Annotated in this window: 20 protein-coding genes and 1 tRNA gene; 12 read left to right on the forward strand and 9 right to left on the reverse strand. The window is 46.3% G+C overall.

The genetic code is table 11. The features are described from left to right. The first annotated feature begins 90 nt into the window (after window positions 1–90). The 8 genes from CSHOW_RS08195 to CSHOW_RS10460 all read left to right on the forward strand — a co-directional run bounded on the left by CSHOW_RS08195 (window position 91) and on the right by CSHOW_RS10460 (window position 7,211). Window positions 91–1,560, forward strand: a complete 1,470-nt coding sequence (locus CSHOW_RS08195; RefSeq protein ID WP_002948707.1) for a hypothetical protein — start codon at window positions 91–93, stop codon at window positions 1,558–1,560. Window positions 1,561–1,653: 93 nt separating this feature from the next. Continuing rightward, window positions 1,654–3,144 carry a hypothetical protein gene (locus CSHOW_RS08200; protein WP_002948708.1) on the forward strand — a complete coding sequence of 497 codons (1,491 nt, stop codon included), beginning with the start codon at window positions 1,654–1,656 and terminating at the stop codon, window positions 3,142–3,144. A 428-nt stretch (window positions 3,145–3,572) separates the two neighbouring features. After that, entirely contained in the window at window positions 3,573–3,854 is a 282-nt protein-coding gene (locus tag CSHOW_RS08205) for a BadF/BadG/BcrA/BcrD ATPase family protein (RefSeq protein ID WP_002948712.1), read from the forward strand. After that, window positions 3,835–4,164 (forward strand): 2-hydroxyacyl-CoA dehydratase family protein, encoded by a 330-nt coding sequence (locus CSHOW_RS08210; RefSeq protein WP_232502005.1) that lies wholly within the window; start codon window positions 3,835–3,837, stop codon window positions 4,162–4,164. The genes CSHOW_RS08205 and CSHOW_RS08210 overlap by 20 nt, the downstream gene beginning before the upstream one ends. A gap of 71 nt (window positions 4,165–4,235) precedes the next feature. Further along, on the forward strand, window positions 4,236–5,093 hold the full coding sequence (locus CSHOW_RS08215; protein ID WP_002948716.1) for a substrate-binding domain-containing protein: 858 nt from the start codon (window positions 4,236–4,238) through the stop codon (window positions 5,091–5,093). Beyond that, window positions 5,086–5,862: a 4Fe-4S binding protein gene (locus tag CSHOW_RS08220; protein ID WP_002948717.1), complete on the forward strand. Its 777-nt coding sequence runs from the start codon at window positions 5,086–5,088 to the stop codon at window positions 5,860–5,862. The genes CSHOW_RS08215 and CSHOW_RS08220 overlap by 8 nt, the downstream gene beginning before the upstream one ends. Beyond that, on the forward strand, window positions 5,862–6,689 hold the full coding sequence (locus tag CSHOW_RS08225; protein ID WP_002948718.1) for a radical SAM protein: 828 nt from the start codon (window positions 5,862–5,864) through the stop codon (window positions 6,687–6,689). The genes CSHOW_RS08220 and CSHOW_RS08225 overlap by 1 nt, the downstream gene beginning before the upstream one ends. 273 nt (window positions 6,690–6,962) lie before the next feature. Beyond that, window positions 6,963–7,211, forward strand: a complete 249-nt coding sequence (locus CSHOW_RS10460; protein WP_002948719.1) for a transporter substrate-binding domain-containing protein — start codon at window positions 6,963–6,965, stop codon at window positions 7,209–7,211. A gap of 10 nt (window positions 7,212–7,221) precedes the next feature. Here the strand turns inward: CSHOW_RS10460 and CSHOW_RS10465 are convergent, their stop codons facing one another. From CSHOW_RS10465 to gpmI, 6 genes are all read right to left on the reverse strand, one after another. Continuing rightward, on the reverse strand, window positions 7,222–7,389 hold the full coding sequence (locus CSHOW_RS10465; RefSeq protein ID WP_002948720.1) for a hypothetical protein: 168 nt from the start codon (window positions 7,387–7,389) through the stop codon (window positions 7,222–7,224). Between the two features lie 486 nt (window positions 7,390–7,875). Continuing rightward, window positions 7,876–8,817, reverse strand: a complete 942-nt coding sequence (gene accA / locus CSHOW_RS08235; protein WP_002948721.1) for an acetyl-CoA carboxylase carboxyl transferase subunit alpha — start codon at window positions 8,815–8,817, stop codon at window positions 7,876–7,878. Next, on the reverse strand, window positions 8,817–10,025 hold the full coding sequence (locus CSHOW_RS08240; protein ID WP_002948722.1) for a beta-ketoacyl-ACP synthase II: 1,209 nt from the start codon (window positions 10,023–10,025) through the stop codon (window positions 8,817–8,819). The genes accA and CSHOW_RS08240 overlap by 1 nt, the downstream gene beginning before the upstream one ends. Before the next feature lie 19 nt (window positions 10,026–10,044). Next, window positions 10,045–10,278, reverse strand: coding sequence for an acyl carrier protein (gene acpP / locus CSHOW_RS08245; RefSeq protein ID WP_002948723.1), 234 nt, complete (start codon window positions 10,276–10,278; stop codon window positions 10,045–10,047). Window positions 10,279–10,357: 79 nt separating this feature from the next. Then, window positions 10,358–11,101, reverse strand: coding sequence for a 3-oxoacyl-ACP reductase FabG (fabG, locus tag CSHOW_RS08250; RefSeq protein WP_002948724.1), 744 nt, complete (start codon window positions 11,099–11,101; stop codon window positions 10,358–10,360). Between the two features lie 80 nt (window positions 11,102–11,181). Continuing rightward, entirely contained in the window at window positions 11,182–12,660 is a 1,479-nt protein-coding gene (gpmI, locus tag CSHOW_RS08255) for a 2,3-bisphosphoglycerate-independent phosphoglycerate mutase (RefSeq protein WP_002948725.1), read from the reverse strand. 79 nt (window positions 12,661–12,739) lie between these two features. On the opposite strand from gpmI, the gene mraY reads away from it, so the two are divergent. The 3 genes from mraY (at window position 12,740) to CSHOW_RS08270 (ending at window position 15,366) form a co-directional block, all read left to right on the forward strand. Further along, a complete protein-coding gene (gene mraY / locus CSHOW_RS08260) occupies window positions 12,740–13,804 on the forward strand; it encodes a phospho-N-acetylmuramoyl-pentapeptide-transferase (protein ID WP_002948726.1) in 1,065 nt (354 codons plus the stop codon). A 78-nt stretch (window positions 13,805–13,882) separates the two neighbouring features. Further along, window positions 13,883–15,145, forward strand: coding sequence for a UDP-N-acetylmuramoyl-L-alanine--D-glutamate ligase (murD, locus tag CSHOW_RS08265; RefSeq protein WP_002948727.1), 1,263 nt, complete (start codon window positions 13,883–13,885; stop codon window positions 15,143–15,145). Between the two features lie 145 nt (window positions 15,146–15,290). Next, window positions 15,291–15,366: transfer RNA gene (locus CSHOW_RS08270), tRNA-Phe, on the forward strand. A gap of 420 nt (window positions 15,367–15,786) precedes the next feature. Here CSHOW_RS08270 and CSHOW_RS08275 read toward each other — a convergent pair. Next, entirely contained in the window at window positions 15,787–16,284 is a 498-nt protein-coding gene (locus CSHOW_RS08275) for a hypothetical protein (RefSeq protein WP_002948728.1), read from the reverse strand. A 62-nt stretch (window positions 16,285–16,346) separates the two neighbouring features. Then, window positions 16,347–17,213 (reverse strand): helix-turn-helix transcriptional regulator, encoded by an 867-nt coding sequence (locus CSHOW_RS08280; RefSeq protein WP_002948734.1) that lies wholly within the window; start codon window positions 17,211–17,213, stop codon window positions 16,347–16,349. Window positions 17,214–17,325: 112 nt separating this feature from the next. On the opposite strand from CSHOW_RS08280, the gene CSHOW_RS08285 reads away from it, so the two are divergent. Continuing rightward, a complete protein-coding gene (locus CSHOW_RS08285; protein ID WP_002948736.1) occupies window positions 17,326–17,961 on the forward strand; it encodes a hypothetical protein in 636 nt (211 codons plus the stop codon). 670 nt (window positions 17,962–18,631) lie between these two features. On the opposite strand, the gene CSHOW_RS08290 is transcribed toward CSHOW_RS08285, so the two are convergent. Continuing rightward, complete coding sequence (locus CSHOW_RS08290; protein WP_002948737.1) at window positions 18,632–19,777, reverse strand: HP0729 family protein; 1,146 nt, start codon at window positions 19,775–19,777, stop codon at window positions 18,632–18,634.

The raw sequence follows: 19,777 nt of genomic DNA on the forward strand, positions 1-19,777 counted from the left end.
TTTTCTTGATTTAGGTCGTCTTTAAATTTATTTCCCGATGTTAAAATCGGCTATCAATTTTGATTTGCAAATTTCAAAAAAAGGGTAAATATGAACGGTCTCAAATTTACAGTCAAGTTTTTCGCGACCATCGCGGCGCTTTGCCTCGGGTTAAATTTAAGCGCTAGCCAGATCGAAGGCAGATGGAGCATCGTCTCGGCAAACATAGACGGGCAGGAGGTGCAAACGGCGGGGCAAAAGTGCTTTGAAGATTCGTTTTTCGAGGTTAGCGGCCGCGAGGCAAAGCTAGGCCTTAGCTCCGTAGGCGAGGACGGCGCGTGCAAAAGCGGCGCGGCAAGCTACGCCTTTAAAAGCATGGGTGCTGGCAAATACGCGCTGGGTCCTATCGGCGAGTTTTGGCTAGATAAAGACGCGCTAAAAGTAAAGCAGTCCTTAGACGGCGGCAATTTTATCGTCTTTTCTTTCAAAAAAGACGCGGCCGCAAACAAAGCCGTGACAACGGCAACCGGCTCAAATTTGAACACAGACGAGCTAGAGGGCAGATGGGAGATCGACTCGGTCTCAGCACAGGGGCAGACGTTTAAAACGGCTGGCCAAAAGTGCTTTGAAGATTCGTTTTTCCAGATAGCAGGCGGCAAAGCCATAGTCAGTATCGTAGCGGCAAATCCGGACGGCACGTGCAAAACCGGCGCAGGAGAAAGCGGCTATAAGAGCCTTGGCGCAGGTAGGTACGCGCTAGATAACGACGCTGGCGAATTTAGGCTAAAAAACGGCTTGCTCGAATACGAACAAAGCGCGGGCGGCATCGTGTTTACCTTTAAAAAAAGCCGCGCGGCGCAGGCTAGCTCAAATCAGGCGCAAGCCAAATCAAGCTCAAATTTAGAACCCCAAAAAGACCCTAGCGTAAAACACAGCGACGCGGGAGCGAGCAAAAAAGGCACGGGCGTGTTTGCAGGCAAGTGGTTCTTCATAAACACCAATACCGACATATCCTTTTATCTGCGCGACGACGGCACTTACGCGAGCCGTTTAGGAAAGCCCGACTGGCGCACGCGCATCGACGGCACGTATAAAAAAGACGGCAAAAAAATCGTACGAACCGCCAACGACGGCGAGCAAAGCACATATAGCTGCGAGAATGCGGATTGCACGTTTTTGTTGAGCGACGGCGGATACCATCTCTTTAACGCTCAAATCTTAAATGAGGTGCCAAAGGGCAGCTACTCATTCACCTCCGTTGGCTCCATGTCCCTTTACAACGCCTCGGGCGATTTGGACGTCGTTGGCGGAGGCGTGAGCGGGTACTATGACTTCGACGGCAAAGGCCGCTTCAAGGACGGCAGTTTGTCCTACTCCTCCGCCGCCATGAGCAATGTGGGCGGCGGCGGAACAAGATCTAGCAGTAGCGCGGGCTCATATACGCTAGACGCGGGCGAGCTCACGCTCAGATACGACGACGGACGGACGCAGCGACATAGCTTTTTTTATATCCCGCCTACTAGCGAAGGCAAGGCAGGCGGAGCGGTCGTCGACGGCGTGATACATTTTTTGGACGAATAGCAACCCATCGGCGTAAAACCAGGGCAAATTTGAGAACAAAAAGCCGAAGGCAAAACCGCCGCAGACGGCTTAAAAATTTACGAAAGGAAAAACATGGCTAAATTTAAATTTTTTGCAATCCTCGCGGTGCTTTGCCTCGGGTTAAATTTAAGCGCCAGCGAGCTGGACGGCAGGTGGAGTATCGTCTCGGTTACGGCGCAGGGACAGACGTTTAAAACGGCCGGACAAAAGTGCCTCGAAGACTCTTTTATCGAGGCTAGCGGCGATAGCGCGCGCCTAAGCCTAAGTAGCGCGGACGGTAAATCCTGCGAAAAAGCCGAACAAAACTTCGCTCTAAAAAACCTAGGCGGTGGTAGATACTCGCTTGGCGGCGGCGAGCTACGGCTAAATAACGGCTCGCTCGAATACAAACAAGGTACGGACAGCGGCGAGATCGTATTTACCTTTAAAAAAGACGAGGTAAATTTAGCCAGCATCGTAAACGGCGCTCTAAATCAAGCCGGCCTCGGCGGGTCAAATTTAAGCGAGATTGAGGGCAGATGGGAGCTAGTCTCGCTAAAGGCGCAGGGGCAGAGCTTTAAAGTCGCGGGGCAAAAGTGCTTCGGCGACTCGTTTTTTGAGATCGGAGGCAATGAAGCGACGGTAGGCATCGTGGGCGTAAATCCGGACGGCTCGTGCAACAATAGTGCGGGCAAAAGCGGCTACGAAAGTCTAGGCGGCGGCAAATACGCGCTTAGCGCTAAAGGGCTGGGCGAGTTTTGGCTAAAGGACGGCATGCTCGAATACAAACAAGTCGCGGACGGGCAAGAGGTCTTGTTCGTCTTTAAAAAAAGCGCAAATAGCGCGCAAGCAAAAGTAAGCAAATCAAGCTCAAATTCGGTCGAGTCCGCAAAACCCGTAAAGGACTCTAGCGTCAAACACAGTAGCGCCGGGGCGAGCAAAAAAGGCTCGGGGGTATTTGGCGGTACGAAATTTAACATGCTTTTAAACACGAGCGAGGATTATTCCTTTTACCTACGCGACGACGGCACCTACGCGAGCCGCCTAGAAAAGCCCGACTGGCGCACGCGCATCGACGGCACGTATAAGGTCAAAGATGGCATCCTAACGATAACCAGCAACGACGGCTACGATACGAGCTACTACTGCGAGAACGACGACTGCACCTTTTTGTGGAACTCAATCGGCACGGGGTACTATATGTTTCAGGCACAAATCCCAAGCCAAATGCCAAAAGAGTGCTTCTCGTTTCGCAAGGACAGCTCGTCGTCCCTGTACGGCTGGTCGGGCGGCAGCGATACCGTAAGCGTAGGCGTGAGCGGATACTACTGCTTTGACGGCAAAGGGCGCTTTAGCTCGGGCGGATCGTCGTATGCTATGGCAACCTCGGGTACCCCAGGCGGCAGCATAGACGGGGGCAGCTCGAAATCACGTAGCGACGAGGGCTCATACACGCTCGATCAAGGCGAGCTAACGCTAAAATACGACGACGGCATGGTCGTTCGCCACAGCTTTTTCTACACTCTGCCGCGCAGTAAAGATAACAAAACTATGGCGATCATCGACGGCGAGGTTTATCGGTAGGCTGGCTCTTTTTGGTTAGTAGGATTTAGCATTTTAGCCCGTTTTTGATCGGGCTAAACTTACATACTGCGCCAGCCAAATTTGATAGTCTGCTCTCGCCTCTCACGACCATCAAATTTGCTTGTCGCTCAGCTCAAAACCTACCTTAAATTTGACGCCGTACGTTAAAATTCCGTCGTCAAATTTACCCTCATTCCCGCATAGAAAATCTCAAATTTAATGCGCTAAATAATATTTTTTCAAATTTCCCTCGCTTTTTACGTCTGATTTTGGCTATAATTTCAACCAAAGCAGATCGCGGTCGCGATTTACATTTGCATAAATTTATCTTCATTACAGTTTCTGCAAATTTACACAAACCTGAGCTCAAATTTGCGCTCAAATTTGACGAAGTTCCGCGTGTCGGAAAATTTACTACGGATTAGAGTATGCATTTCATCGGTATCGACACCGGCGGGGCGTCATCAAAGGTCGCCGTTATGGACGAGTGCGGCAAATTTTGCGAGCTGTTTTTGCTACCGAGCGGCTTTAGCGCGGTCAAAGTCGCACGGCAGATCAAGCAAAATTTGGAGCAAAAAGGCTACACTGAGGGCTTCGTGACGGCTACTGGCTACGGATGCGTTAGCGTGGAATACGTGCGGCTTAGTATGAGCGAAATTTTATGCCACGGGCTTGGGGTTCACTTTTTGTTTGAGCCTAATTGCCCGTAGAGGGCATGGGCGGGCAAGACATGAAGGCGATCCGGTCGCAAATATCGCCGAGCGTTACCTTAAAATTCCATGTTCGGTGATGTATCAAAACGACGCCAGAGGCGATATTATAAAGGAATTTATCCACGAGTATCAAGCCCACGGCGTCGTCGACGTCGTGGGCTGCCACACCTACGCAATAGAGACGAACAGGATCAAAGAGGCAAGCCACGAAGCCGGAGCGAACTATATGAGCTTGGAGACCGACTACTCCAAACAGGACGTAGGGCAAATCCGAACGCTCCTAGAGGCGTTTATAGAACTGCTTTAAGCGGGTAGCTCGAAATTTTAAAATGAAGAATTTTCTAAATTTAAAAACAAACCAAAGAAAGGAGAGATTGCATGAAATTTAAAGAGATAGACGAATCTCGTCGCGGCTTTTTAAAAGGAGCTTTGGCAGCGGCAGCCATCGCCGGACCCGAATCGATACTCGCTGGCTTCACGCCGTTTAAGCCCGATTCGCTGCAAGTTTGGTCGTGCGGAGGTTTATCTGAGGCTTTTGCGCAGATAAATCAGGCGTACGAGTCCAAAACGGGGCATAACATCCAGTACACCGGCGCCTTTGCGGGTGCGCTCGGGAAGTCGCTACTGGCCTTGCAGGGCAAGACGGAGGTTTTCGGCGCCCGCGTTTTGGAGCTCTCTCAAAAACTACGCAAGGCTGGCCTTAGCCTTCGCTTTAGACCGCTGTGTTTTACCGACTACGTTTTAGTAGTGCCGAAGGGAAATCCCGCGGGCATTCGCGATCTGAAGGATCTAGCGGAACCCGGCGTGCGGGTGATGCTGCCGCTAAGGGCTTCGCCTCCTGGTAGCGGACCGGTAAAGGGAATTTTGAAAAATTCCGGCCTTACTGAGCCGGTCATGAAAAATATGGTCGCCAACGGAGCGTGCGTAATTACCATGATGTGCGATCTCGTAGATGGCAAGGGCGATGCGTCCATCATCGAAAAGCGTCTAACGACGCACGATAGGTTTAAAGACAGGATCGAATACATGCCTATCGATGAGAAACTCATCCCGCCGGGGCCGCTTACCTTTACGCTAAATATCATGAAATACGTAAAAGACGAGAAGCTTGCCGATGACTTTGCGGACTTCGTCTGCTCGGACGGGCAGGAAATTTTCGAGCGACACGGCTTTACCTCTATCCATTCGGCGCGCGGGCTTGAACTCATAGAAAGGTTTGGTGTAAAAGATGTTTAGTATCGTAAATATGGCAAAGATGAAAAAAGTCTCTAGGCTAACTAAAATTCGTCGCTTGGTGCAGCTGATTTTTATCGGCGCGATCGGGCAATGGGCGTATTACGGGATTTTTAGATGCCCATTTATCGTGCCTTTCGTAAACTGCCAATCCTGTCCGATCGTTACGTGCTGGGGGCGGATCGCGACCGTGTTTTTCGGCTTTTGGCTGTTTATACCCGTGCTGGTTATTTTCCTCGGGCGCGCGTTTTGCGGCTGGCTTTGCCCAGGCGGATTCGTAAATCAAATGCTGGGCAAATTTGCCGCCTTTAAGCTTAAGCTAAAAAATAATAGGAAGCTACGATATGCGCAAATAGGCATGGTTCTAGCCGTTTTGCTTAGCGCGGGCGTATATTTTATCTACGGCAACCCTCGCGTTATGATCCCTATCCGCACCAGCGACGAGTACCTAAACGCCGTTATCATGTCTTTTAAATTTTCCGACTGGTACTGGGCGGTTCGCACTGCCGTCGTCGTGGCCCTCATCGCCGCATCCTTGATCATCGCAAATTTATGGTGCCGCTTCGCCTGTCCTAGCGGCGGGATAATGGAGCTGCTGCGTAAAATTTCAATATTTCGCGTTTATAAAACGGATGCCTGCGACAACTGCAACGCCTGTTTGCGCAAATGCGAAATGGGCACTAGACCGGACGAGATGAACTGCACGAACTGCGGCGATTGTATGGACGTTTGCCACGCGGACGCCATCAAATTCGGAAGGAAAAAAGATTGATGAATTTTTATACTCGGGCATTTTTAAATAATCACCCTTGTTTTAATAAAAAAGCGTCCGCCGCCTACGGGCGTGTGCACCTTCCCGTAGCGCCGAATTGCAATATCCAATGCAATTTTTGCAACCGCATCTACGACTGCGCCAACGAAAATCGCCCCGGCGTAACGGGGAGGGTGCAAAGCCCGGATGAGGCCGCGCTATACGTGGAAAATCTATTTAAATTTAGACAAGATATCTCTGTCATCGGTATCGCAGGACCTGGGGATCCTATGTGCGATGCCGACAAGACCCTAGCGACCTTTGAAAAATGCAAAGCCCGCTTCCCTCACGCCCTACTTTGCCTATCCACAAACGGCCTATCCCTGCCCGAGCACGTGGATGATATCGTGCGAATCGGCGTAAGCCACGTGACGGTGACCGTTAATGCCGTAACGCCTGACGTGGGCGGCAAAATTTATGCGTGGGTGCGCCACAAAAACAAAATTTATCGCGGCGAAGATGGCGCTAGAATTCTTGGGGAGCGCCAAGAGGAAGGGATCCGCAAGCTAAAAGAAGCCCGTATGATCGTTAAGATCAATACGGTCGTAATCCCCGGCGTCAATATGGATCACGTCCCACGTATCGCGAAAAAGGCCAAAGAGTGGCAGGCCGATATTATGAACTGCATGGCGATGATCCCGGTGCATGGCACCCCTTTTGCAAATATCAAGTCACCCTTAAACGAAGAAATTCGCAGCATGCGAAAGCTCATCGGCGGCTCAATGGCGCAGATGACTCACTGCAGCAGATGTCGCGCCGACGCATGCGGCAAGCTTTGCGAAGGTTAAGGGCTTTGGGTTGGGCGGGTTTTGTCGGCTTTTTATCGGTGCGGCAAATTTAAATTTATATCGCGGTCGCGATTTTTACGATTTTATTTTCAAATTTTATAAAAGGAGTTAGCATGGAGCTAAAACAGATTTTAAAACTAGGTCGGCGATTGCCGTTTGTTTAAATTTAGCAAGCGCAGAATCGCTCGAGCAGATCAAAAGGGGCGACGTGATCACTACCCTGGCCGAGGGTGTGTATTAGCCGTTTTCGTTTCATAATGAAAAGACGAGCTAATGGGCTACAACGCCGAGATAGTAAAAGCCGTCGCAAACAAACTAGGACTAAAGCCTAAATTTATCGAAGCCTCGCGGGATGCTATGTTAGCAGTGTTTGACGCAGGCAAAGCAGACACCGTGTTTAACCAGGCAAGCATCACCGAAGGGCGCAAGAAAAAGCATGACTACTTCATGCCCACAGAACCTCATACTCGGCAATTATCGTACGCGAGTACAACGACGATATTAAGGGCTTTGACGATCTAAAGGGTAAGCGCTACACGCACTCGGTAAATAGCATGTGGATAGCGACCGTCAAAAAGTACGGCGCAAAACTCGTCGCAGCCGATAACCTAAGCGACCAGATAAATCTCAAATCACGAAGCGTGCCGACGACATGATAGACGACGCTGTGATGTTCTACGACTACAAAAACAGTACTCAAAAGCCCCGATAAAGCTGATAAAAGCGGTCGAATATCCGATGTACACGGCCGCAGTCGTGCATAAAGGCAACGTCGAGCTGCTAAACGTCGCAAATAAGGCACTATAGGAGCTACGCGTAGAAGGCAAACTAAAAGAAATATCGATGAAGTATTTTGATAAGGGATATTTCGGAATAAACCAAAAAGCAGTGGGCGGGTAAATTTTAAATTTACAAATTTATAATTTATGTAGTCAAATTTATTTTTCAAACTGTCTTTTGACATAAACGCATTTTCTAAATACTATTTTTATAACTTTTCTACACAACATAAAACCATAAAACAGGTATTTTGGCGCTAGGAAGTCGTTAAACTAAATTTAGTAAGATTATTTTTGGTTTTACGGATATTTTGTGTAAGACTCGTATAAATTTAAATAATTCAAAAATAAATAAGCAACTTACAAAAAGTTCAAGCAACTTTTTGTAAGAGTACTATTTTTTAGCGCTATTTGCCCTCTTCAAATGCGCCTGCAGATAAGATTTTAGCTATTCTAGCATTTAAAAGCTCATCTACTTTTAGCTTTTCAAGTTTATCTAGCTCGGTTATAAAATAGCTCGCAAGCGCTTTTACGGCAGTCTCTTTATCTCTATGAGCACCGTTTATCGGCTCTTCAATAACGTCGTCTATTAAATTTAAGCTTTTTAGATCGTCAGCGGTTATTTTTAGCGCCTTCGTAGCCTGCTCTTGTTTTGACGGGTCGTTCCAAAGTATAGCTGCGCAGCCCTCTGGAGAGATGACTGAAAAAACCGAATTTCTCATCATAGCAAGTTTGTCGGCAACGCCTATAGCTAGAGCTCCGCCGCTTCCGCCCTCGCCTATGACGACAGCTATCATCGGGGTTTTTAAATTTGCGAATTCAAATAAATTTCTAGCGATCGCCTCGCTTTGACCACGCTCCTCAGCTGCAACGCCCGGATATGCGCCTGGAGTATCGATCAAAAATAGTATAGGAAGTTCAAATTTCTCAGCCATCTTGGCTATTCGCAAGGCTTTGCGGTAACCCTCTGGATGAGGCATGCCGAAATTTCTTTTTAGTTTATTTTTAGTTCCTCTGCCCTTTTGCTCGCCTATCACGACGACTTTTTTAGAGCCTATATAGCCAATAAAGCAAACTATCGCTCCATCGTCGCGATACGCTCTATCGCCGTGAAGCTCATAGTAATCCCTCATCATACCTTTGATATAGTCGATAGCATAAGGACGATCCGGATGACGAGCTAAAGCAAGGCGCTGAAACTCGTTGAGATTTTTGTAAATTTTAGCGGTCTCTTTTTCTAAATTTTTGTTTAGAATTTCTACCGCGTGTTCATCGCCGCGAATCCTCGCGTTTGCTATGTCATCATCTATTTGCTTGATACCTTGTTCAAAGTCTAGATAACTTGCCATTATATCTTCTTAAATATAATAGAGCCGTTCGTGCCACCAAATCCAAAAGAGTTACTCATAACGGCGTTTAGCTCAGCTTTTCTAGCCACGTTTGGCACATAGTCTAGATCGCATTCCTCGTCTTTGGTTGCGTAGTTTATCGTAGGTGGTATAAGGCCTTCTTGCATAGCCATTATAGACACGACAGCCTCTATCGCGCCAGCCGCGCCAAGGCAGTGTCCAGTTTGCCCCTTGGTAGAGCTAACCGGCGGTACATTACTACCAAAAAGAGCTTTTAGAGCCGCAGTTTCGTTTTTGTCGTTCGTCGGCGTCGAAGTGCCGTGCGCGTTGATGTAATCGATCTGCAAATTTCCAGCCATTTTTAAGGCCTTTTTCATCGCAGAAAGCGGCCCTTCGAGTGAAGGCGAAGTTATATGATACGCGTCGCCACTCTCGCCAAAACCGACCACCTCGGCATAAATTTTAGCCCCTCTAGCCTTAGCGCTTTCATACTCTTCGAGCACGAGTGCACCGCTACCTTCGCCCATAACAAAGCCATCTCTGTCTTTATCAAAAGGTCTTGATGCCGTTTGCGGATCGTCGTTTCTAGTAGAAAGCGCTTTCATAGCCGCAAATCCCCCGATACCTACGCCGCAAACCGTAGACTCGGAGCCTACGACTAGCATTTTTTGCGCTTCGCCGATCATGATGGTTTTAGCCGCTTCGATGATGGCGTGAGTAGACGCAGCACATGCAGTTACGCTAGAGATATTGGGCCCTTTTAGGCCGTGCTCTATCGAAACTATGCCGCCTAGCATATTTACTAGCGCAGAAGGTATAAAAAACGGAGAAATACGTCTCGAGCCTTTTTCAAGCAAGATATTGGAGTTTTTTTCGATATTAGGCAAACCGCCTATGCCGGCAGCAGAGCTAACGCCGAAATTTTCAGCATCAAATTCGCCGAAATTTGCATCAGCCATAGCCTCTTTAGCAGCTTTTAATCCAAGCTGAATAAATCTATCGACCTTTTTAACCTCTTTAGCGTCCATCACGCTAAGCGGGTCAAAGTCCGTTATCTCGGCAGCAATCTGAACTGGAAAATCGCTTGCGTCAAAAGAGGTTATCTTTTTTACGCCGGTTTTACCTTCGCAGATAGCCTTAAATGAACTATCCTTGTCGAGCCCTAAAGCGTTGATCATCCCAATCCCGGTTACTACGACTCTTTTCAAGATCTCTCCTTACAAAAACTTATTTATTTAGGTTCTCGATGTAGGTTACGACGTCGTTTATAGTGATTAGTTTCTCGGCGTCGCTATCAGGTATCTCTACTTCAAATTTCTCCTCAAGAGCCATAACTAGCTCGACTACGTCAAGCGAGTCTGCACCTAGATCCTCGATAATCTTAGACTCAAGCTTTACCGCATCTGGAGCCACGCTTAGTTGCTCGACCACTACGTCTCTTACGTCATCAAATATTGCCATTTTCTTCTCCTAAAAATAAAAATTTCGTGATTTTAATATATTTTAGCTTAAACTTTCGCAAAAACGTAAATTTACGCGCTTACATATATAGTCCGCCGTTGATCTTTAACGTCTCGCCCGTCACGTAGCTGGCGTGATCGCTTAGCAAAAACGCCACAGCTTCGGCCACTTCGCTAGCGCTTCCGAAGCGCTTTAGCGGGATGTTGTCGCTGTATGTTTTTTTGATCTCGTCGCTTAGCTCGCTCGTCATATCAGTCTCGATAAAGCCCGGCGTTACGCAGTTAAAGCGAATATTTCTCGCCGCGCCCTCTTTGGCGAAGCTTTTGTTCATCGCTATCATTCCGCCCTTGCTAGCAGCGTAGTTAGCTTGCCCCGCATTACCCATCTCGCCCACGATCGAAGCCACGTTTACGACGGCGCCGAAGCGTTTTTTGCTCATCACTTTTAACGCCTCGCGGCATCCGATAAAGGCCGAGGTCAAATTTGCGCCTATCAAGCTAGTAAAATCCTCCGTCTTCATGCGAAGTGCGAGCTTGTCGTTTGTGATGCCCGCATTATTTACGAGGTAGCCCAGCTCGCCGTCGGCGTCCGTGATCAAATTTATCGCTTTTACAAACTCATCCTCGTCCGTCGCGTCAAATTTTACCACCGCAGCCTGTCCGCCGTTTGCTATGATTTCAGCTTGCAGAGCATCGGCTATTTCGGGCTTTGAGCGGTAGTTTATCCACACTTTTAACCCCATTTGCGCTAGGGTTTTGGCTATCTGCGCGCCGATACCGCGGCTTGCGCCGGTGATTAGCACGTTTTTTCCGCTAAATTTCATTTTTTCTCCTTGATTTCAAATTTTACTCGCATTTTATCAGACGAAAGCTAAAAAGCCTTTTACCTAAAATTTATATAGTATTAAAATAGTGCCTCGTCCATCTCGGCCGGTTTTTCGATACCCATTAGCGCCAAAACGCTCGCGGCGATATTATTTAGACCGCCCGCTTTTACCGCCTTTACGCCCTCGCCCATCACGAAGCAAAATACGTCAAAAGTCGTGTGGTTGGTTAGTAGATTACCCTGCGCATCCTTCATCTGCTCGCAGTTGCCGTGGTCGCTCGTGATGATTAGCGCGTAGTTTTTCTCTTTTGCTTTTGCTACGATGCGTCCCAGCGCCGCATCCACGGCCTCGACGGCTTTTACCGCCGCGTCAAATTCGCCCGTATGCCCGACCATATCGCCGTTTGCAAAATTTACCACAATCAGATCCTGTCCGTCTTCCATCCCTTTTAGCACTGCTTCGCACACGGCCTGCGCGCTCATTTCAGGCTTTTCGTCGTAGGTTTTGACTTTAGGGCTTGGCACCAGCACCCTCGTTTCGTTTTGGGCGAGCTCCTCGACGCCGCCGTTAAAGAAAAAGGTCACATGCGCGTACTTCTCGGTCTCGGCCGTGTGCAGCTGCGTTAGGCCCGCGTTTGCGACGACCTCGGCGAGGGTATTTTTTAGCTTTTCGTTTTCAAATAATACTGGAAAAGCGAAATTTGCGTCGTATTCGGTCATCGTGAGTAGATTTTTAACGACAAAAGGGCGCGCAAATTCGCTAAAATTTTCATCGCCCAAAGCCGCTGCAATCTCGCGCACGCGGTCGTTTCTAAAGTTTATAAATATCACGCCGTCGTCTTCGCCGATACCGCCGAAATCCCCAAAGCTAGCCGGCACGATAAACTCGTCCGTCACGCCCGCCTCGTAGCTTTGCATGACGTATTCTAGCGGCGATATAGTTTGCCCGTTTTCCCCGCACGCCATCGCGTCGTAGGCCGTTTTGACGCGCTCCCAGCGCTTGTCGCGGTCCATCGCGTAAAACCTACCACTAACGGTAGCTAGCTTAAAGCCTTTATATTGCGCCTTTTCTTGAAGCGATTTTATGAACGCCAGCCCGCTTTTCGGGCCTACGTCGCGACCGTCGGTTATCGCATGAGCGAACACCTCGCAGCCGTTTGCGACCGCAAGAAAGCACATTGCGTCAAAGTGGCTTAAGTGCGAGTGCACGCCTCCATCGCTGTAAAGCCCGACGACGTGGACGCGTTTGCTAGCTTTAAACAAATTTAAAAGCTTTTCGCTTTTAGCTAGCGAGCCGTTTTCAAAACCGAGCGAAATTTTTACCAAATTTTGATACAAAACCCGCCCGCTGCCGATGCACATGTGTCCGACCTCGCTGTTTCCCATCTGTCCGTCGGGTAGGCCCACTGCTAGGCCCGAGGTTTTTATGAGCGCGTTTGGGACGTTTTTAAACAGCCAGTCGTATGTGGGCTTTTTTGCCGCCGCAAATGCGTTAAATTCGCTACTTTCATTATATCCGATGCCGTCTGTGATCACCAAAATAGTTTTTTGCGCCATTTTTAAATTTTTGCCTTAAATTTAGATATTTTTTAACGGCATTATACTAAAATTAGCCTTTTTTAAAATAAAGGCTTTTATGTTTTACTATATTTATGAACTGTTAAATTTTAATATCTTTCAATACATCACCGTTCGCGCAGGCTTTTCGTTTTTCATCGCATTTTGCTTGACCGTTTGGGCGCTGCCTAAATTTATCGCGTGGGCAAAGGCCAAAAACGCCGCCCAGCCCATCTACGAGCTAGCTCCGCAAACGCACCAAAAAAAAGCCAAAACTCCGACAATGGGTGGGCTGGTTTTTATCGGAGCGGCACTTGCGGCGAGCGTGATTTGCGCGAGGTTAGATAACGTTTTCGTCTTCGCCTCGCTTATCTGTCTTGCAGGCTTTACGGCGCTTGGATTTAAAGACGACTACCGCAAAATTTCAGGCGGCAAAAACCACGACGGACTAAGTCCCAGAGCCAAGCTTGCCGCGCAAATTTTGATAGCCTTTGCCGTTTCGGCGATGCTGTATTTACACGGCGAGCTGGGCAGTAAATTTTACCTACCGTTTTACAAATTTCCAGTGCTTGATCTAGGCGTTTTTGCGGTTGCTTTTTGGACGCTCGTTATCGTCGCCGCCTCAAATGCGGTAAATTTAACCGACGGCCTAGACGGTCTAGCTACGGTGCCTGCGGTGTTTTCGCTGCTGACGCTTGGCGTGTTTGCCTACATCTGCGGACACGCGGTCTTTAGTTCGTATTTACTTTTACCAAAGATCGCGGGCGTGGGCGAGACGGTCGTAGTGGCCGCTGCGCTGATCGGCTCGCTGATGGGATTTTTGTGGTTTAACTGCCATCCGGCCGAGGTTTTCATGGGCGATAGCGGAAGCCTGAGCGTAGGCGCATATATCGGGCTCATGGGCGTGATGACGAAAAACGAAATCCTGCTCATCATCATCGGTTTCGTCTTTGTTATGGAGACTTTGAGCGTGATTTTGCAGGTGGGAAGCTTTAAAATTTTTAAAAAGAGAATTTTTCTCATGGCGCCGATACATCATCATTTTGAGATAAAAGGCTGGGTAGAAAATAAGATCATCGTGAGATTTTGGCTGATCGCCGTTTTGGCAAATTTGATCGCCATGACCGCCCTAAAAATCAGGTAAATTTAGCGCGAGCAAAACGGCGAAAAGCTGATCCGGGCACAGATGAGAAACACAAATTTTAGGGGCAAAGGGGAGAAAATGAGAAAATCGCTATTTGGCTACGGCGGCACGACGCGCGCGATCGCGAAAAACTTCGCAAAAGACGGCGGCTGGGACATCTATGACGATAAATTTAGCGATATCTCAAGCGACGAATGGGGCAACACCCTGCTACCGCCAAACCTTTTCGTGCCCGAAAAAAGCAGTCTAGAGATCCCGAGTCCCGGCTTCCCGCCGAGCCACGAGCTGGTTAAAAACGCGCAAAATCTCATCAGCGAGTACGACTATTTTTATAAAATTTACGGCGCCAAAATGCCCTTTACCGTCTGGATCAGCGGTACGAACGGCAAAACCACGACGACGAAGATGACGCAGCACCTGCTGGCGCGCTACGGCTCGGTAATGGGCGGCAACGTCGGAGTTCCGCTCGCAGACCTTGACCCAAACGCCAAAATTTGGGTGCTAGAGACCAGCTCCTTTACGATGCACTACACGAACGCCGCGACGCCCGGCATCTACGCGCTTTTGCCTATCACGCCCGATCACCTCAGCTGGCACGGCAACTTTGCCGAGTATGAGTGCGCCAAGCTAAAACCGCTAGCGATGATGGGCGAAAACACGGTCGCGATCCTGCCTAAAATTTACGCCAATACGCCGACTAAAGCAAAGGTGATAAGCTACGAAAACGAGGCGGATTTGGCCGAGTTTTGCGGGGTAAATTTAAGCGATATCGCCTTTAAAACGCCGTTTTTAACGGACGCTCTTTTGGCGCTTGCTATCCAAAAAATTTTGCTCGACAGATGCGACGCACGGCTACTAAACGGCTTTGTCATCGAAGGCAACAAGCTCGAGGAGTTTCACGATGCGCGCGGCAGGACGTGGGTCAACGACACGAAGGCGACCAATATCGATGCGAGCATCCAAGCCGTCAAGCGATATGAGGGCAAATTTTTGCATTTGATTTTAGGCGGCGACGATAAGGGCGTAGATATGCGGCCGCTTTTTGAAGCTTTGCGCGGCGCTAAGACACAAATTTACGCTATCGGCTCAAATACGGACAAGCTGATGAAGCTTGCCAACGAGTTTAAAATCCCGGCAGTAAAATGCGAGTTTTTAAGCGTCGCAGTCGGCCAGATAGATAAAAAATTCAAATTTGACGGTATTGCAAAGGTCGGCGCAAACAGTGAAAATTTGGACGAGATAGCGCTCTTAAGTCCCGCTGCAGCGAGTCTAGATCAGTTTAGCAGCTACGTAGAGCGCGGGGATGAATTTAAAAAAGCGATTTTAAATTTGCAAATTTGACGCGATATATGCGCCGTAAAAGCCGCTAAATTTGAGCGACTGCCTTTAAAAATAAATTTCATGTTTTAAAAATGCGCCGAATTTTGCACCTTTAACCAAAATTTAAGTATCAAGTGGCTAAAATCACATTTCTTTTTAGCAGCGTGGTTGGATAGCTCAGTCGGTAGAGCAGCAGACTGAAAATCTGCGTGTCGGCAGTTCGATTCTGCCTCTAACCACCATTCCTTTATAAATCCCGATTTTATCGATGTTCTAAAGCTTTAAGGTTTATCTAGGTACCATCTTGGGTGCCATGTGTTAGTAATTTTTCTATTTTTAAAACCATGGGCATACAGTCAAAGTAGATGATATGGTCTAGAATATATAAAAAATATTTTTACAAAAATCGAACAACCTAAAACCCTTAATATTTTTAACGGCAGCCACTTAATCCAAATTAGACAAATGGGTAATTCTTATATAAATCTTAAGTTTTTATTCCAGGGATATGGCTAGTAAAATGGTAGCAATTAAAAATTTTCTTATCTGGGCGAGGATACTTTTTGTCTGACAAGTCCGACAAAAAGTATCTCGTTAGGGATTTATCCCTAAAACCCTTTTAAAGCCCATTGCAGAATGTGAAAATCTTATAAATATAGTCGCTAAACGATATCCAAATTTAAAATATGGCTTAGTCGCCTAAAACAGATCATCAAATCTAGTTTAGCATTTCTATCGAATTTATTATCGCTTAACATATTTATCGATACTAATCTTTTGCATACGTCGTGCGCCGCGGCAGCCTCTTGAAGGTCGCGTTCGTTAAAATATTTAACGTATATACGTAAAATTTTATTGGCATCTTTGATTACGCCCGTAAAATCTTCTATCCATTGGGCATAATAAACCTTTCTCCAATCCTCCGCTTGCTTATCTAACAAAAGACAAATATCTTGCATGTATTGTTTGGCGTTTGCATCCAGAGATACTACCGAAACGTCGGCTTCGTTCAATTTACGTCCCAAGGAATAAACTAGATTAAAAAGATCGCTTCTAGCCATTTCGTATTTAGTGATAGGCAGATTTAAATTTAGATCTTCGCCGGTATTTTCGAGTTCGCTAGCGTTTTTCGAATTTTTACTCGTCAGATTTTCTTTCATAGTTTATCTCCTAAATTAAAACTATTTTAGGAGATTTTATAAAATATCTGCGACAAGTTATGTCATTTCAAATAACCCCTGAGCAAATTTTCAAATTTCTTCTTTAAATTTAAAGGTTCGACTATCTTTATAAACGGTAGCCAGTATTTTACGACCCGCAATATCTCATCATCGTAAGCTACTTCCGTGCTTATGATGATTTTATCCTCTTCTTCTTGCACTACTTCGTAGTTTGGCAAAAACTCTTTTCTCTTAAAATACTCCATAGCTTCGTTTTTGATTTCAAGCGTAACCTTAAATTTAGCGTCCGAAAACCAGTTCGTGTCGTTTTTCTCGATACGTTTTAAAAACTCGGCGTTTGCGGAGAAGGTATCGCCCTTTATCTTTATGCGTTTTATTTTAGAGGGTGTGAAATTTTTTAGTTTACCCTCGTCGTCTGCTAGCAGATACCATATGCCGCTATTATTTATTAGTTTATACGGCTTTAGTTTGCGCTCTTTGTCGTTATATTCGCAATCTACTATACGGTTTTTGATGACTGCGGCGCTTACGGCTTCAAAGTCGTCTCTTGAAATTTGTATACTTTCAAACCCTTGGTTTTTGATTAGATAGGCTTTGTTTAGCTTCTCGTTTAAAACGTCGCTGATAAGTCTATCGTCTAGCTCGGGAAACAGCGATCTTGCGCCAATTAGCGAGGCAAAGGCTTTTATGTCTTTAAAGCTTAGTTTACCAAGAGCATACTCCTCTAAAAAATATTTGCCGTTTTCTTTTTGGATAGGCAGGATACTAAGCCGCTCAAAGTCTCTTAAAATAGTCCTTTTATTTACGCTAAACTCCTCTACAAGCTCGTCTATACTTAGCCTTTCACCGCTGTTTAGTTTTACTATGATTTGAGCAAGCCTGACGGCGATTTTATCGTGAGAGCGCATTTTAATCCTTCCTATTTAAATTTGATGTATTTTAGCTAATTTTTTCCTTGCGACGCAACCTGTCGCTATGCAATGTTAAATTTATGTCGTAACTTAAATCAAAGGAGATCAAATGAGTTTAAACGTAGATTTTATCCAAAAGGCTAATGAGGCGGTAGTCAAGGCAAAAGGCTTTAAGATGAGCGAGCTAGCGGATCAGTTATTAAATTTAACCCAAAGCATAAAGCTAACTAAAAAACCGATCGACGAAGATGAACAAGAAATAGACGATATGTACTATAAAGATACCTTTGGTCCCTTTGGAGGCGTAGCAAAAACTATCGGATACGCTGCTAAAACGGCTATGGGTTTAGATGAGTATAATGAAATAGACGAGAATATCCTAAAAGGACTATCTAGGATGGAGAGTAAATTTCACGAAAACTATTTGCCGGATCTACTTTTAAAAATCGGCAAAGACTACGGCGAGCAGGAAAATAATGCTATAAATTTAGCCATAAACCCCCTAGCCCAAATAGGTCTGGATACGGCTTTGATTAAATTTTACTGGACGCTAACTCGGCTCCAAATGGCCATAAGCGTTCAAAACCTACAAGCCGGCATGAACGGAAGCAGTAAGGTAAGTGCGATGAAAGATGCGCTAAGGCAGCTGCAGGCTATGGCGCAAAACCTGGCGAGTATTGCCGCGGAGTATGATTGGGAGGTAGGCGGAGTGGAATTTTGCGATAAAGTCAAGGAGGAAAAATGAACACGAGTAGGTCTTTTGCGAAAATAAGCGATACTTTAAAACAAATCGCCGATAATAAAGCTTCATGCAAGGACGCCGATGAAGTGCTGGGGTACTATAAAGACAGGTTTGAGAGTTTTGAAAACGTGATAAATAATCCCGAGCTAGGCGCGGATGATGATATTAAATTTAACAAATACGGCAAAATAAACGAATGGCTGGCAAAAAGGCAAAAAAGAATAGAAGGGCTAAAATCCAAAAAATCATTTGATTTTAGCTCCTTGCGTCGTGTTTTAAAAACGCTCAATCGCGCTCTAGGCAAGATAGTTTGCGAGTTGGTAGCGGCGTCGCTCAAAGGAAATAATCAAAGCGAAAATTTGACGCACGAGATCCAGCAGTTTATTGCCCGCCGAGGCACCGTAGCAGTAGCGCAAGCGCAAGCAAAAGGTAAAAAAGCTGCGCTAAATGCTACCAAAAAAGCCGTAAAATCGGCAGCGCTTTATGGCTATTTTAATGCCAAAGAGGCGTCAGTGTATGTTAAAACAGATGCTGCGCCCGGCATATCTTTAGAAGATATGCAAGAAATATTAGGCATCATGGCAAGGGCTTTTAGTTATGAAACAGCCGTAAGTATAGAATACGTATATGATGAAACCATGAGTGGAGCCAAGGTTATCATCATAGCGACATCTCAAGATGAGTATCTAGCCCTCCCTGCTTCTGCCCTAGCCTTGACTACTTTGGCTAGTATGCTCTCGCTAGCCACGCCTATTATCTTTACCCTTAGCTTGGTTACGTCAGCATGGCTAGGAGCCTTGGCATGGACGGTTTCGTTTCGCAAGTCCTGAAGCTCGGTTATGACCTTTGGTAGAGTTCTGGTTACGTAGTTTTGCAGTAAATTCCCCTCAAGTGCATCTTGGATAAGTCGGTTTTTGAAAAGAAATTTATAGGTTCCTAAATTTGGTTTATTTTCAAATATATCGCTTACGGTAAAGCTCGTGCCTTGCACTTCGTATGGGATATTTAATATAGACGGCTTTATCTTTGCGAGTCGCTCCATGAGAACTTTAACGAAGGCGTAAATCTCTTGCTCCATAGTTTTTGAGTATTTGACCACGACGGAGCTAAAGTCATAGAGCGGATTGGCTATATTATCAAGGTATTCTATCTCGGCGGAGATGATATTTTCTATGCTATCCGGGTGCATTAGATTTATTAAACTTCGCCCGAAGCAGTAACGGATCAAATTTCGTTTTATCTCTAAAAACTCGGCGCTTTTATACACGTCGGGATAAAATTTGCCCTCATCTTCAAAATAGAGCGTCTCTTGCTTTATCTTTATGATTAGCGGATAAACGTAAGCGTTGCCGTAGACTGCGTAGGTATGACCGCTTACGGTAAAATTTGCCAAGTAATCGTCTCTAACGCACTCAAAGTCGTTTCTAACTAGCTCTCTAATATCGCTTATGATAAACCACTTTTCTACATCGAGTCTTTTTTCTTTATAATACTCAGGCGCTATCTCACTCATATCTTCATCGGTTACGGCAACAACTTTTGCTACGAACAAATTTGAATAATCGGTCAAGAATAGTTGTAGATATTTGTCGCCCTCAAGGCTCCAAGGAGCCAGATTTGGTGCTTTAGGGCTTTGATTTCTTAAATTTAAGCTCTCGTAAATTTGCTCAAGTTCGGTTTCGTGAGAGTTTATCATATCTCGCCGCTTGCTTTTTATCTTGCCAAAGGCTACTTTGCCTTTGGAAATTAGGATCTTAAGATGCTGCTCGATGACGTCGCTTTGGTAGTATGGGTTGTAGAGTATGAGGATGTTAAACAC

This window comes from Campylobacter showae (assembly GCF_004803815.1).
Lineage (GTDB): Bacteria > Campylobacterota > Campylobacteria > Campylobacterales > Campylobacteraceae > Campylobacter_A > Campylobacter_A showae.